General features: G+C 33.6%; 11 protein-coding genes and 1 pseudogene. 6 read left to right on the top strand and 6 right to left on the bottom strand.

Features of this window, described 5'->3' with window-relative positions; genetic code table 11:
• Positions 1–25: 25 nt before the first annotated feature.
• Entirely contained in the window at positions 26–1,414 is a 1,389-nt protein-coding gene (locus tag MST17_RS08100) for a hypothetical protein (RefSeq protein WP_180027270.1), read from the bottom strand.
• On the bottom strand, positions 1,407–6,452 hold the full coding sequence (locus tag MST17_RS08105; RefSeq protein ID WP_180027269.1) for an AAA domain-containing protein: 5,046 nt from the start codon (positions 6,450–6,452) through the stop codon (positions 1,407–1,409). Before MST17_RS08105 ends, MST17_RS08100 begins: the two co-directional genes overlap by 8 nt.
• A 430-nt stretch (positions 6,453–6,882) precedes the next feature.
• On the opposite strand from MST17_RS08105, the gene MST17_RS08110 reads away from it, so the two are divergent.
• Positions 6,883–7,973, top strand: a protein-coding gene (locus MST17_RS08110; RefSeq protein ID WP_085940648.1) for an IS4-like element ISAba1 family transposase whose coding sequence is annotated in 2 segments (ribosomal slippage) — positions 6,883–7,423 and positions 7,423–7,973 — 1,092 coding nt in all. Because the reading frame shifts where the segments join, the coding sequence is not laid out codon by codon here.
• Here MST17_RS08110 and MST17_RS08115 read toward each other — a convergent pair.
• Positions 7,935–8,255 (bottom strand): PH domain-containing protein, encoded by a 321-nt coding sequence (locus tag MST17_RS08115; protein WP_257222723.1) that lies wholly within the window; start codon positions 8,253–8,255, stop codon positions 7,935–7,937. The two genes, MST17_RS08110 and MST17_RS08115, sit on opposite strands and share 39 nt — an antisense overlap.
• Positions 8,256–8,369: 114 nt before the next feature.
• A complete protein-coding gene (gene lpxO / locus MST17_RS08120) occupies positions 8,370–9,284 on the bottom strand; it encodes a lipid A hydroxylase LpxO (RefSeq protein WP_178318334.1) in 915 nt (304 codons plus the stop codon).
• A 123-nt stretch (positions 9,285–9,407) separates the two neighbouring features.
• Here lpxO and MST17_RS08125 point away from each other — a divergent pair.
• Positions 9,408–10,498 (top strand): IS4-like element ISAba1 family transposase gene (locus MST17_RS08125; protein WP_085940648.1). Its coding sequence is split into 2 segments (ribosomal slippage): positions 9,408–9,948 and positions 9,948–10,498, totalling 1,092 coding nucleotides; the frame shifts between segments, so codons are not numbered across the junction.
• Positions 10,499–10,547: 49 nt separating this feature from the next.
• The gene (locus MST17_RS08130; RefSeq protein ID WP_218944955.1) at positions 10,548–10,718 is read left to right on the top strand and encodes a nitroreductase family protein; all 171 of its coding nucleotides are present in this window, start codon (positions 10,548–10,550) and stop codon (positions 10,716–10,718) included.
• A gap of 498 nt (positions 10,719–11,216) precedes the next feature.
• On the opposite strand, the gene estT is transcribed toward MST17_RS08130, so the two are convergent.
• Both estT and MST17_RS08140 read right to left on the bottom strand, forming a co-directional pair.
• Entirely contained in the window at positions 11,217–12,077 is an 861-nt protein-coding gene (gene estT, locus MST17_RS08135) for a macrolide hydrolase EstT (RefSeq protein ID WP_077782102.1), read from the bottom strand.
• Positions 12,078–12,094: 17 nt separating this feature from the next.
• Positions 12,095–12,391 (bottom strand): annotated as a pseudogene (locus MST17_RS08140) (FAD-dependent oxidoreductase); the annotation flags it as partial.
• 155 nt (positions 12,392–12,546) lie between these two features.
• Here MST17_RS08140 and MST17_RS08145 point away from each other — a divergent pair.
• The 3 genes from MST17_RS08145 (at position 12,547) to MST17_RS08155 (ending at position 15,019) form a co-directional block, all read left to right on the top strand.
• Positions 12,547–13,197, top strand: a complete 651-nt coding sequence (locus tag MST17_RS08145; protein ID WP_218944954.1) for a DUF234 domain-containing protein — start codon at positions 12,547–12,549, stop codon at positions 13,195–13,197.
• 165 nt (positions 13,198–13,362) lie between these two features.
• A complete protein-coding gene (locus MST17_RS08150) occupies positions 13,363–13,893 on the top strand; it encodes an NAD(P)H-dependent oxidoreductase (RefSeq protein WP_218944953.1) in 531 nt (176 codons plus the stop codon).
• A gap of 91 nt (positions 13,894–13,984) precedes the next feature.
• The gene (locus tag MST17_RS08155; protein WP_169538918.1) at positions 13,985–15,019 is read left to right on the top strand and encodes a tRNA-dihydrouridine synthase; all 1,035 of its coding nucleotides are present in this window, start codon (positions 13,985–13,987) and stop codon (positions 15,017–15,019) included.
• Positions 15,020–15,083 lie beyond the last annotated feature (64 nt).

Genomic DNA, 15,083 nt, shown 5'->3' on the forward strand with positions numbered 1-15,083 from the left:
TTCATATATAAGCTAATAGTAATGATTAATTAGATTTTTTGAACATTGAACCGAAGCTAATTCCATTTTCATCTCTTGGACGTTGCCAAGCCTCGAATAAGCTCACCATACTCTTAGCCAAGCTCTTGTCATCACTAATAGAACCTATTGGGAATGAGGTTAAATAATCTGCTTCCGAATCCAATACATGCAGAATTATCACCACAAATTCATTTTCAACTGCAATGATTTCACAATTACCGTCAAGTAACCCTTCTTTAATACCGTAAAAATATTTTTGATGTTCTTTTGCAATGATCTTTCGATAATTTTGTAAGGATACACGATCTCGCTCATCTGACATCGGTAAAAAACACTTTAGCTGTATTTCATCGTTTTGTTTATTTTTGAGTTGTCCCAAAGCATTGACAAATGTATTAAATCTAAGAGATTTACCCCAAAATGCATCATCTGGAGCTAACCAATAAATATTCTGTACAGGATGATTTTTCGCAAGAATATCTTTGATTTTATTCAATATCAGTTTTGAATTACCTTGGCTATAACAAGGTCCAATAAACAGGTGATTTCCATTATTTGCTTCATTTCCCATAGGATTTAAGCTATCAAATAATGCAACTGATGCTAAAAAACGACTATCTTTAAAATATTGATGCAAATTTAACTGTTCGAAGCCTTCAAGGTTCTTCACGATATCTCGAATATTATTTCCTTTCTTACTCTGACCCAATACCTGATAAGTCTTATCTTTAAGCTCATCGCTCATAATAGAATCCAAGACTTTTATAGGTTGTGGATCGGCTTGAGCATCTATATTAAGGTCTAGCGACTTACGTACAGTGCATTCCCTAACCTTCTTTACAGTTCCCATTTTGTAGATGGCCGGTCTACCATCCATTTTTTTTAGGGTGATAATGTCATCTTCAATGAGTTGATAAAATTGCTTCTGAAATCTATCTCGAACAATACTTTCACTATTTGCTGCATGTTCGCTTGAAGCGATTAGTTTTAAGCCGTACATATTAGTATCAGGATTCTGAGCTATGTAATTAAAATTAGTAAGCTCATAAACTAGACCATGTGTATGTTCCAAGATCGAAGCAACCTTAGGTATAGAATCCACAGTTGTAAAGTATTTCATTGATTTGTTTGTCAAATGAAATAACCCATCTTGTTTAAGCTCAATCTCGTTATTTGTAATCAGTTGATCTAAAACTATCCGTGACTCTCTTTGATTCATACCCAAAAAGTTTGCAATGTTTTTGACCGACATTGGGCTGATACGCAGTAAACGCATAATCATTGAATCAATAAATTTTGGCATTTGGCTTGATGTATAACTGAATTTTATTTCAAACTTCTGTGCCGGAATCAAAATATCAACATCATGATATGGGATGCTGTAATTACTCATGACTGATACCTCGACTTGTCTTTGTTTTGATATTTGCGTTTAATTTGAATTCATTTTTTCTATCAGCAATATATTGGTAACGTGTCCTATCGCTTGAATACTCCTTAATATAGTTAAGCACTTCACCAAGCGGTGATTCTTGATGTTTTGGCATACTCCATAAACGTGAAGCACCAAAAATAACTAAACGATCCATTGCCCTAGATAATGCAACATTAATTCGGTTTGGCATGTTCATGAATCCAATTTTGTTATCTGGGCTATTTCGGGTTACAGACAGAATGATGATTCTATTCTCTTTCCCCTGATAACTATCGACAGTATCAATTTTTACTAATGATCTAAAATCTTCATTCCAAGCTTTCGAATTGAACTGCTTGCGTAAATAACGCTTTTGTTCACCATACATACATATAATGCCAATCGGAGGCTCATTAGGCTTAGATCGTTCTTTTAACTCTTTTAGTAACTCCTCATCTGCATGAATTTTTTCTAACAAACCAATAATCTTACGAGCCTCATGCTTGTTAAAGAAGGTTGTTCCAACACTATCACTAAATTTTTCAGACGTATCGACCCATGTGACAGTAGAACGTAATTCTTGAACCGAACAATGCTGGTATATATTTGGTACGATTCGAACCATTTTCTCTTGGTAAGGCTTACCTAGAGGCTCAATAACGCCTGTTACTAATTCCTCATCATAGAAACACGCAGAAACCATTTCTCCAATTGCTGGAGCCATACGATATTGAACTAATAACTTACCCTGTACAGCCTTACCATACGGCGAATTAAATAATCGTTCAAAATCACTTTTTAAGTTCGCTTCAATACGGTTTTTTGTAAATCCTAACTTTCGACCAAGGGCTTTAGCATGTTCAGGTGAATATAATGGAGGTAATTGTTTATGATCTCCAACTAATAAAATGCGTTTAGCAGATTGCATCGCAATAGCCAATTCTGAAGAAATTGACCTCGCTGACTCATCAATAATGACCCAATCGAATGATTGGTTCGCAATGTCAATAGAGTGATGTCCTATACCTACACAGGTACCGCAGATAAATTGTCTAGTTTTAGAAAGGTATGTTTCGTAATTAGCATTTGGACTATCAATCAGTTGATCATAGTCGAAAGCAATTTGCACCAAGGCTTTAGCGTTATTTGCAGCCTTACCCTGAACCTCAAAAGTCTCGTCCAGCATCTCCCATATTTGAGTTTCTCGATCTAGTATCTGACGACTATTCCATCCTAATAATGAAGTATGCAATTCCTTTGAATAATCCTTAAGTCTTTCGATAAGCTTCGTTGACAGGTTATTCCATTCAGCCTTGGAGATTAATTGATTATCTTCTGATTCTGTTGATATCCACATTCTAGATAAGTGACCAAACAAATGTACTTTTAAAAACAAAGCACATGCCAAATAATCTCTGTCAACGCCTATCGACTGACTCAAAGAAAGAACTCGATCTTCCATTTCCGTTAAGAATAGATTGCGATGTGTGGATATGATCGAATCCGAAAATACATCTTTTAGATTATTCGATACTGCATTCTCTCTGTTACTGAAACGTACAATCTCTAAAGGCGTATTTAGGCGGTGCGAGTGTTTTCTTATTCGTTCAGCAGCAGTATTAACAGCTTCATGTGATTGACTGACCATCAATACATTATTGACGTTTTGTTTTTCAAAAAGAAAGTGAACAAATGCTGCAATAAATTCAGTTTTACCTGTTCCTGGAGGACCTTGTAGAATTGAAACAGGCCCGTAGTTTATTAATTTTCGAAAAGCCTCGCGTTGAAGACTGTTCAGACTGACAACAACCTCACCTTGCTCATTATGTTGATCAAATCTCTCGAAGTCCTTATCAGTGACTGTAATATCATAGTGAGTCGGTCTAATATCTGAATTAGGCTCGAAATATTCTACCAAGTTTGGAATATCTGATTGTCTTCTTAGAATTTGCTCTAAAGCATTTTTTCTTTTCAAGAATGAAGATTTATCAGCTTTTGTTCTTAAATATAGAACTTCACCAACCTTAATTTTATCGGCGTGTTTAACACCTTTAACTCTTAATTCACCTGCAAGTGAGTTCTGAATATCAATATCACCTACTCGAAATTCTCTATCTTCTCCATTAAAATCAATAGTCTTGTAAATTAGGCTTATAAGTGAATCTTTAGGAAACTTATCTAATACATCATTATCATCTTCATATCTTGCAATGTAAATTTTACTATCAACCAAATGTAATGGTTGTGACAAGACGATATATGGTAATGCCTCAGTCTCAGTCTCTAAAATTGCCTTCCATAGCTTCTTAGTATCAATATTTAGAGCAGCTAGTTTCTGAATATCATCGCTTAAGTTGTCATCTCTAGATTTTGATGAATGTTCTACTGGAAGTTGATTTTCTTGTGTAAATAATTGTTGATCTGCCTTGTAGTCTTCAGATAACTCCAAATTTTTACTTACATCAACACTTTCATCTTGATCATTAGCTTGCTCTTGAAGGACATCATTAATAGCTGTTGAAAACTCATCGATTTTAAAAAGAAATTCTGATAGTTCAGCATATTCAGGTCTACCTACAGAATGTCTAATATCAAGAGCCACATTTATTTCAAGCATAGCCTGATCTATGACGTAATGTGGAACAACGTCTGACTCACGCACTCCAGTTACAAAGCGTATAGTCTTACTATTTGGATCGAGAATAAACTGTATTGACCCTCCAACACCTTGCATCTTAACAATAATATCATTTGCGTTACGTCCCTTTTCTAATGCTAGATAAATACGTTTATTGTCTGCAAAAATTTTAAGCTCTGTAAACTTATCAGGCACAGGAATTCGAAGTGTCGGAGTATCACCATGAATTTGTTCAGTTTCTATACTTTCTAATAAACGGTTTAGATCACCCAAAGGATATTCTGATTCTTTAAGTTCTATATTTACAGCATCGCTAACCCATTTGAATTCTGAACTATCACTTCCTATTTCAAATCCTAGAATTTCACATACCAATACCATAATTGCATAATTTTGGCACTGTTCACTTGTGGGATTATCAATGTAGGATGGGTAATACTTACTTTCGTGATCTAGATATTCATTAATATCAATAATGTCATTAAAAATAAAACTGTTATCATTCAAATTTAATAAGAGGCTTTTTTGGTCAATTCTTCCGATTGGCAAACCTAACTTGTGTAGATGAATGATGGCCTCAATCAAATTAGCTGCCAACAATAATTTTGATTCTTTCGTAGTTTCAATTTGATCAACAGTTATACCTTCAACAAAATTGCTAACTAGAAATAAAGATCTTGATTTTAATGAAATACCAAATCTTTCTATGCTTGGTAAATATGATAAATTTTGGGAGTTAGCTTCCTCAATACGCTCAAAAAAGTGCTGATATTTTAAAATATCGCTAGATGAAAATTCATTTACATGAACATCAGCCCATTCTTTGACACATAAATTACCTGAACGATATAAGATAATATCGTTCTTTTCATCTTCATAAATTTCATCATCTTCTGGATATAATCTATTCAGTCTTTCTGAAGTGATATATTCATTTAAACATGAAATATCGGCTATAAAATCTACGGCTTGAACAGGTCGTTTTGCATTGAACTCTCTAAACAATTGGCTAGCATCATCTATTTCAAGATTGATAGCCTTTCTCACTAAGTTTGCTAACCAATGGTCACTATTAACACATATATTATTTAGAGCTTTTGGGGTTAAACGAATATTCGACCACAAATGCCATGCGATAACCCCTAACATATAGACGTCTTTTTTAAACGCTTGTACATTAGCAATTTTTGATTCTTTCCCATCAGCAATAAATACTAAATCAGGTTGTAAATCACGAATATTATTAGCTATATTTTTTGAATCTGATGTTAAAAAATGTGAAATAGCCACATCTTTTTCAGGCGATATCCAAATACAATGCGAATTAATATCTCCATGTGATATACCTAGGTTATGCATCTCAGAAAACTTGCTGAGTAAAATCTGAATTAGATTTAACTTATCTTCTTCATTCAAATTCGGGCAAATCGTAGTAATAAAATCATTAAATCTAAGATGACTTTGACGATACTCAACCAATTCATTGTACTGTTGAGTAATTTGCTCTTCATTTGGCATGATTAATGGAACAAGTGCCGTATTGTACAAATGGCTGCTTTGTTTAAATTCAGCACTAATAACTCGCTCATGATTCAACAATGCTGCTCTCATTTTAGGAGATTGAATACTCAATTCCTTAAAATTTGAAAACATCCACTGTCTTATGATTGCTTTGTCGGAGCGTGAAATAGTTGAGGTAGCTTCGTATTCGGTATATAGCTTTTTAGGGTGACTTAGAATCTCATCATCTTGCTTATATTTTTGAACAATGATTTTTTTAGGTTGTGTAACTTTCTGCATAAAGATTTTATCAATAAGGTCAAAATCTTTATAAAGATGCTGGGCACTTGGATGTGGCTTAAATTCTTTATTAAATGAATGCTTATCGGCAAATTTTAAGAATTTATCAAGGCTAATGACATGATTTTTTTCATCATCGGGCAGATTTGAAAAATTAACCTTGCCACACATTACAACAAAGAAATACACCCTTGGAACAAAACCAGGATTTCCCTGAAATTTATCTTTGAGCCCCTTTAATTTATTGACAAGGATGAATTGTTTTTGGCGTGTCAATGAAACAGGTGATACCCCCATATCACGCTCGTCCATATACCAATTACCATTGGCAGACTTAATCGATTTACCATTCCAGTTTTTCAATTCAATAACTATGAGAACACTGTTAGTAACTAAGATTAAATCAAACTCTCCTTCTTTTTTTGAAATCTTATCAACTAATGTATAGCCGGCATAACCATACCAAGGACTATTTTTTCGCATTTCATCGTCAACACTAAATGCTTCTTGAATTTTGGAGATAGCTTCAGTTTCGTGCTGATGAAGCCCATTTGCTTGGGTTTTAATAATTAAAGACATAAAAAGTTAAATCCATAAAACATAGATATTGAAAATCAAGTCAATAAAAAAATAGATATTAAGAATTAAATCAATTAAGTGGTAAGTAGTTGAAATAAAATTAATTAATATATGAATATAAGAAATAAACATAAAAATACGTCCTGTAAAAAAACAGATTAAAAAACAAATCCATAAACCATAGACGTAAAAATAAAATCTATAATTTTCTAGACTTGCAACTTTTACTAAATTTAAAACTTGGTGATATAGTTATGGCCAGTACAATTGTGTACGAGCTCAAATTTAGGTAGGTCTTTTTAGTTATCTTTCCTTGGCTATAATTGAGCCATGAATAATTAATTGAATATAAATTATTCCTCTGTACACGACAAAAATAGATAACTCATTGAAATAATGTCACAATAATTGTTTTCTAACGACGAATACTATGACACATCTCAATGAGTTATATCTTATCTTAAACAAATCTCTAAAATGGAACAAGTCACATTTAAAGTGCTTTGCGCTCATCATGCTTGTGATTATTTTAAAGCAAACATGTAATCTTTCTTCTGCATCTAAAGCCTTGCCCATCAAGTGTTTACCACAATCATTTTATCGACGTATGCAGCGCTTCTTTGCAGGTCAGTATTTTGATTATCGTCAAATTTCTCAGTTGATTTTCAATATGTTTTCATTCGACCAAGTGCAACTGACTTTAGATAGAACCAATTGGAAATGGGGAAAACGAAATATTAATATCCTGATGCTCGCAATCGTTTATCGTGGAATAGCGATACCTATCCTTTGGACATTGCTTAATAAACGTGGAAATTCAGATACGAAAGAGCGTATTGCTTTGATTCAACGCTTTATAGCCATTTTTGGTAAAGACCGTATTGTGAATGTGTTCGCAGACAGAGAGTTTATCGGTGAGCAGTGGTTTACATGGTTAATTGAACAAGACATCAACTTCTGCATTCGTGTTAAAAAAACTTCATTGTCACCAATCATTTAGGAAAGAATCATAAAATTAGTGATTTATTTCGCCATCTTAAAGTTGGTCAAATTGAATGTCGTAAACGACGGATTTTGGTTGGTCGGGTGAAACTATATATAAGTGCACTACAGTTAGAAAATGGAGAGCTTTTACTCGTCGTTTCTCCTCAGTTTAATGCCAATGCTATTCAGGATTATGCATTACGCTGGGAAATTGAAACCTTATTCAGTTGTCTCAAAGGACGCGGGTTTAATCTTGAAAATACGCGCTTGACAGACCCTAGACGAGTGAAAAAATTGATTGCGGTGTTAGCTATAAGCTTCTGTTGGTGTTACTTAACGGGTGAATGGCAACATAATCAAAAAAAAGCGATAAAAATAAAGAAGCATGGACGACTCTCAATGAGTTTATTTCGCTATGGTTTAGACTATGTTCAAATGGCGATTCAGCGTTTAATTGGTTTTGGGAAAAAAGAAGAGTTTAAGGAAATTTTGGCAATTTTAAGAAAGCAGAATCCTGATAGGATAAGGGTTCTGTGAAATTTGTCGTGTACAGAGTATTTTTTGAATACTGTCGCGTGGAATGTCCCATTTTAAAAACATGCAACGGATCTGCAAGCGTTCTGCATCGACCTGATAGCGCGTATTGAACACAGGCCACCACAACACAAAAATGGTAATGAAATACACCCCTGTGTGCACAGGAAATGCTGGCATCGTGCCTTTGGCGTACATGGTCAGCAATAACTGAATCAATAGACCAGACATACAAATCACAAAAGCCAAAACCCACCAATCTTTTTTAGAACGAAACGTTTGCATAAAAATTCCCCTATTTACTTCATTCTATACATAAAAGTAGGTCTGGATTAAAGCTCGTTGCTGAAATTGCTCAAAAATGTCATAAAAAAACGCCCCGAAAGGCGTTGTAATACTCTAAAACACATAAGGGCGAATAAAAATTAAGAAGAAAATCCCGAGCATTAAAAACCATTTTAAGAAATAGTACACACGACTATTTTTAGCTTTTAAAGCCTTGGCTTTTAAACGCACTTGATAGACATAGCCAAAGACTTTATTTAAGCCACCCGTCTGATCGCCTGCTTCATTCGGAGAGCTTGCTGCGGTCATCACATTTTTGCCAAACCAGTGATTAAACTTTTGCATCCAGCGAGATTTTAACGGACGCTCGACATCGGCAAAGAAAATAATACGGTTTTGAGAAGTGCCATTTTCAGCATAGTGAATATAGGTTTCATCAAACACCACACTTTCACCATCACGCCATGAATACCGCTCACCATCGACATCAATAAAACAACGGTCATCATTTGGTGTCATCAATCCCAAGTGGTAACGCAATGAACCTGCATACGGGTCGCGATGACGCACTAAACGACTGTCGGGCGCTAGTTCAGTAAACATCGCCGCCTTAATGCTAGGCAAAGTTTTTAATAATGCTGTGGTTTTTGGACATAATTCTGCTGCTGATGGATGCGCGGAGTCATACCATTTTAAGTAAAAGCGCTTCCAGCCTGTTTTAAAGAATGAGTTAAAACCCAAATCATCGTAAGTACTTGAAGCTTTAATACCACCCTGTTCATATAAAGCTTTGGCTTCATCACGAATCATTTCCCAATTGTCATCCAAAACCTTTAAATCTTGAAAGTGCTGGGTGTCGATATACGGTTGATTTGGTACTTTAGAGAACAAATACATTAAATAGTTGATCGGTGCGAGGATGGTAGAATGGTCAAAAAACTGACGATAAAAACTATGACGCACCTTGCCGCGCTGTTGAATATACAGCGCTGAAGCGATAAAAATCGCCAAAATAATCCACTTCAACATAGAACAACCTAAATTGCTGAAAACAGCTAAAATTCAAAATGTCGCATATTCTCTCTGTACACGACAAAAATAGATAACTCATTGAAATAATGTCACAATAATTGTTTTCTAACGACGAATACTATGACACATCTCAATGAGTTATATCTTATCTTAAACAAATCTCTAAAATGGAACAAGTCACATTTAAAGTGCTTTGCGCTCATCATGCTTGTGATTATTTTAAAGCAAACATGTAATCTTTCTTCTGCATCTAAAGCCTTGCCCATCAAGTGTTTACCACAATCATTTTATCGACGTATGCAGCGCTTCTTTGCAGGTCAGTATTTTGATTATCGTCAAATTTCTCAGTTGATTTTCAATATGTTTTCATTCGACCAAGTGCAACTGACTTTAGATAGAACCAATTGGAAATGGGGAAAACGAAATATTAATATCCTGATGCTCGCAATCGTTTATCGTGGAATAGCGATACCTATCCTTTGGACATTGCTTAATAAACGTGGAAATTCAGATACGAAAGAGCGTATTGCTTTGATTCAACGCTTTATAGCCATTTTTGGTAAAGACCGTATTGTGAATGTGTTCGCAGACAGAGAGTTTATCGGTGAGCAGTGGTTTACATGGTTAATTGAACAAGACATCAACTTCTGCATTCGTGTTAAAAAAACTTCATTGTCACCAATCATTTAGGAAAGAATCATAAAATTAGTGATTTATTTCGCCATCTTAAAGTTGGTCAAATTGAATGTCGTAAACGACGGATTTTGGTTGGTCGGGTGAAACTATATATAAGTGCACTACAGTTAGAAAATGGAGAGCTTTTACTCGTCGTTTCTCCTCAGTTTAATGCCAATGCTATTCAGGATTATGCATTACGCTGGGAAATTGAAACCTTATTCAGTTGTCTCAAAGGACGCGGGTTTAATCTTGAAAATACGCGCTTGACAGACCCTAGACGAGTGAAAAAATTGATTGCGGTGTTAGCTATAAGCTTCTGTTGGTGTTACTTAACGGGTGAATGGCAACATAATCAAAAAAAAGCGATAAAAATAAAGAAGCATGGACGACTCTCAATGAGTTTATTTCGCTATGGTTTAGACTATGTTCAAATGGCGATTCAGCGTTTAATTGGTTTTGGGAAAAAAGAAGAGTTTAAGGAAATTTTGGCAATTTTAAGAAAGCAGAATCCTGATAGGATAAGGGTTCTGTGAAATTTGTCGTGTACAGAGAATAATATTAATAAAAAATAAGGATAAATTTATGGAAAAAACTTTTATGGAAGCAATGGATTTTAGACATGCTTGTAAAATATTTGATGAGACAAAAAAGATAAAAGATGAAGATTTAAACTATATTTTAGAAGCAGGGAGAAAATCTCCTAGCTCTTTTGGGCAAGAGCCATGGAAGTTTTTGGTAATTACAAAAGTATAGCCTGAATTAGCCCTCGATTTTACATCTTGGAACCATGGCCCCCCCCTTTTTTAGGAAAAGGATGACCTTCGGTCTCTCTATTTAAAGGAAATCTTCACGCCTTTTTGTCGGATTCGGCTGAAATTTACGGGACGGTCTTATTTAAGAATGTATGGCTTAATGTTGCGAAAGAAGTTGATTTCCTCCCAATGGTTTTTAAAACCCTGCTTTATAATATCCTCTCTTATTGACCATAAGTACTCTTTTAGGTATATCGTCATTTGGTGCGCTTCATCAATTATATTAGGTGCAGACAGCGAAATGGCATTTTCTTTTCGCTGTACCTCTGAGATAATATGATTTAATGAAGATACCATTTCGTATTTAGTTTACAATATTTCCTTTTATAAAAGAAAATTGCGTAGTATGATTATTAAAAAACACCAAAAGATGTTATTCAAAGAACACATTGATATTAGCTTCAATCTCTAAACCGTTGATTTGGAAATACATAATACCCTATTTGTTCATTCTTTTGTTATTTGTTGTATGTTGCGTTATTCCATCAATAATTTTATTCCAATCTTCGAAATGTAGTTCGTGTCCGGTTCCATCAAGCGTTATTAGTTTTGAGCCGTTTATCTTTTCAAGTAAAACTGCTGAATTCTTAAAATGCCATATTTTATCGTCCGTTCCGTGTACAATTAAGGTTGGCTGATTGATTTCGCTCAATCTGTTCCAGTATTCTTCACCACCTTGCAGTGCCGCATGATTGAACATACTTATATAGTTATTAGCTCTTTTAAATTCGGCTCTAATCAGTTTTTCACTTCTTTGTTTGTCAAATTGTTTCCTGCCGCTCATCAATTCAGCACCTTGAATTAAATAATTTGCCACACTGTCTTCATTTGTCCAATCTACGGTTTCAGCTTTTCCGTGAAAATCTAAAATACGCGTATCCATTTCAGGAATTGTGGGGTCTGAGTCGCCCCAAGGACCTGATGAGATTAGTGTTATTGAACTTACCCTGTCGGCATATTTTATTGATGCTATTTGAGAAATCAGTCCGCCCAGTGAAATTCCCACAAAATTGGCTTTGACTATTTTATAGCCGTCCAAAATTGAAATAGCATCATGGGTTAAGTCAACAATATCATAGGGGGTTGAACCCGGTTCGTAATTAGTAGATTTTCCTACGTCCCTATTGTCGTAGCGAATAACAAAAAATCCCTTTTCAGATAGTTTCTGGCAAAATTCAGCATCCCAATACAACATGGATACCGTTGCTCCCGCAATCAAGAGTATTGCCGGATCTTTTTCACATCCAAAACTTTCGGTAAAAAGTCTTATTCCGTTTTTTTTAACTATTTTCTCTTTCATTTCCTCGCCTTTCTGTTTTATAGATTCATTAGTTTTTGGAACGAAAAGTCGAGGCTGAACATTTCCGTTTCGTTTATTATTGATTCTGCCTGTGCTTCTCTTCCATAAGCAAACATTTGCTGTTCATAATTTTCAATAGCCTCTTCAATGCTGTTAAATTTCCCATTGGTCAGATTATCCGACAATATCAAGGCATCCATCAACCCACTGTTTACGCCTTGTCCTGCAAAAGGAGGCATCAAATGAGCAGCATCTCCAATCATCGTTATGGGTAATGGACGCTTACTTTTCCAAGACTTATCTAAGGGAAATAGATTTAAAACCTTTGAAAGTAAGTGTATTAAAGGAGATTTTAAAAGATTACAACTCTTATTCAAATAAAAATTTACTTGATTTTTATTTGCTAAGTGGTGGAGTTGCAAAATATATAGAACTATTTATCTTAAACAGTAGTTTTGATTTAAAATCTATGATAGATACAATTATTGATCCAAACTCAATATTTTTGGAAGAGGGAAAAAATAGACTTATTGAAGAGTTTGGAAAAGAGTATGGAACATATTTTTCTATTTTAGCTTTAATCTCTGATTCAAAAACATCAAGAAGTGAAATAGAATCAATTTTGGAAAGAAATATTTCAGGACATTTATCACGACTTGAAAATGACTATAACATCATAAAATCAATTAAACCAATAAATGCTAAACCAAACTCAAAAGTACAAAAATATGAGATAGTTGATAATTTTTTATCCTTTTGGTTTAGATTTATTTTTAAATACCAATCACTAATCGAAGCTGAAAATTTCGATAGATTAAAAGAGATTATCTATAGAGATATCTCAACTTTTCAAGGAAAATTCCTTGAAAAACTTTTTGTGGAACTCTTAAAAGAGAAACAAACTTTCACTTCTATTGGCTCATATTGGGAGAGAAATAATCAAAATGAGATAGATATAGTTGCTATCGATGATATTGATAAGAAACTTCTAATTTGTGAAGTAAAACTAAATGAAAAACGGATAAACTATCAGGCTTTAGTTTTGAAATCTCAAAAATTAATTCAAGAGTATAAAGATTATGAGATAGAGTATAGGCTTTTATCGATAAAAGATATTTAAAATTAGAAAAACAGATAATAGCTGGTGCTAGAGTGGTTGCTAGGGTAATTACTCTAATTTCAAGTTGGTGCAAGTGGTTTTTGCAAACTTTGTATAAAGCCTTAATCGATATAAAAGTTAAGTTTGATTATATATAATTGTTGAATAATTTAAAAGGAGTACAAAATGAAAAAAGTTTTAATTTTAAATGGACACCAATATTATGAAAATGTTGCAAAAGGTGAATTAACTGAAAAGATTTTAGAAAAAGCGACACAATTTTTCAAAGAAAATAACTTTCTTATAAAATATACAAATATAGATAAGGGTTACGATATAAAAGAGGAGTGTGAGAAGTTTGAGTGGGCTGATTATGTGTTGTTTCAATATCCTGTTTATTGGATGGGTGTTCCTTGGATTACAAAAAAATATTTCGATGAGACTTTTACTCAAGGAAGACACTATGCAAACGACGGAAGAAGCAAAAACGATGATAGCAAAACTTATGGAAGTGGTGGATTACTAAAAGGCAAAAAATATATGCTAAGCTTGACATATAATTGTCCAAAAAGTGAGTTTAACAATCCTGATGGTTTTTTTGATGGATTATCACTAGATGAAGCAAATGTTGCTACTCATAAAACTTTTCAATTTGTTGGATTAGAACCTTTAAAACTTACTCTATGCATGATATTTTTAAAGGAGATTTGGATTTAAATAAAGAGTTAGCTAAATTTGAAGATACTTTAAGAGAGAATTTTAAGTTTAGTGTATATATAATTTGATATATTTAATTTAAGGAGCTATAATGAGTTTATTATTAAACAAAGGTAAAATAGGTGATTTGGAACTAAAAAATAGAGTTGTAATGCCACCTATGTGTATGTATAAAAGTGATAATAGTGGAGAATTAAAAGATTTCCATATGTTTCACTATACTTCAAGAGCAATGGCTGATGTTGGTTTAATTATTGTTGAACCAGCATCAGTTGAGCCAAAAGGAAGAGTTTCATCTTTTGAATTAGGACTTTGGGATGATTCTTTAATTGAAAATCATAAAAAAATGAATGAGAAGTTACACTTATTTGGAGCAAAAAGTTCTATACAATTAGCTCATGCAGGAAGAAAATCTGAAGTTGTTGATGATATTTGTGTAGCTCCAAGCTCAATTGCTTTTAGTCAAAAATCACCATATAAAGTTCCAAAAGCGTTAAGTCTTGAAGAGATAACAAAAATAAAAGAGTTGTTTGTAAATGCTGCAATTAGAGCCGAAAAAGCAAATTATGATTCAGTAGAACTTCACGCTGCTCATGGATATTTGTTGTGTGAATTTTTATCACCTTTAACAAATAAAAGAGATGATATTTATGGTGGAAGTTTAGAAAATAGGTGTAGATTAGTAATTGAAACTGCAAAAGAGATAAAAAATAGGGTAAAATTACCCCTTATTGTTAGAATTAGTGCTGATGAATGGATGCAAAATGGATGGAATATAGAAGACTCTATTTATTTATGTAAAGAGTTAGAAAAAGTTGGAGTTGATTGTATTCATGTTTCAAGTGGTGGAAATATAGAAAATCCAGATAAGATACCAAAAATTGAACCATTTTATCAAGCTAATTGGGCAAAAGAGATTAAAAAAAGTGTAGATATTCCTGTTATTGCTGTTGGTTTAATAACAACAGCAAAAGAGGGTGAATATCTTCTTGAAAATAGTTTTTGTGATTTTGTTGCATATGGAAGAGAGTTGCTTAAAAATCCAAATCTTGTATTTTATGCTGCAAATGAACTAAACGAAAAAGAGAAAATTAATAGCTCTTATGCAAGAGCATTTTTAAAATAATATTCTCTGTACACGACAAAAATAGATAACTCATTGAAATAATGTCACAATAATTGTTTTCTAA

Source organism: Acinetobacter sp. YH16056_T (assembly GCF_024605895.1).
Lineage (GTDB): Bacteria > Pseudomonadota > Gammaproteobacteria > Pseudomonadales > Moraxellaceae > Acinetobacter > Acinetobacter amyesii.

What these genes read in the sequence shown, in the direction of transcription:
- MST17_RS08130 (WP_218944955.1), top strand. Translation starts at nt 10,548, where the DNA reads ATGGAAAAAACTTTTATGGAAGCAATGGATTTTAGACATGCTTGTAAA.
- MST17_RS08145 (WP_218944954.1), top strand. Translation starts at nt 12,547, where the DNA reads ATGATAGATACAATTATTGATCCAAACTCAATATTTTTGGAAGAGGGA.
- MST17_RS08115 (WP_257222723.1), bottom strand. Translation starts at nt 8,255, where the DNA reads ATGCAAACGTTTCGTTCTAAAAAAGATTGGTGGGTTTTGGCTTTTGTG.
- MST17_RS08155 (WP_169538918.1), top strand. Translation starts at nt 13,985, where the DNA reads ATGAGTTTATTATTAAACAAAGGTAAAATAGGTGATTTGGAACTAAAA.
- estT (WP_077782102.1), bottom strand. Translation starts at nt 12,077, where the DNA reads ATGAAAGAGAAAATAGTTAAAAAAAACGGAATAAGACTTTTTACCGAA.
- MST17_RS08100 (WP_180027270.1), bottom strand. Translation starts at nt 1,414, where the DNA reads ATGAGTAATTACAGCATCCCATATCATGATGTTGATATTTTGATTCCG.
- MST17_RS08150 (WP_218944953.1), top strand. Translation starts at nt 13,363, where the DNA reads ATGAAAAAAGTTTTAATTTTAAATGGACACCAATATTATGAAAATGTT.
- MST17_RS08105 (WP_180027269.1), bottom strand. Translation starts at nt 6,452, where the DNA reads ATGTCTTTAATTATTAAAACCCAAGCAAATGGGCTTCATCAGCACGAA.
- lpxO (WP_178318334.1), bottom strand. Translation starts at nt 9,284, where the DNA reads ATGTTGAAGTGGATTATTTTGGCGATTTTTATCGCTTCAGCGCTGTAT.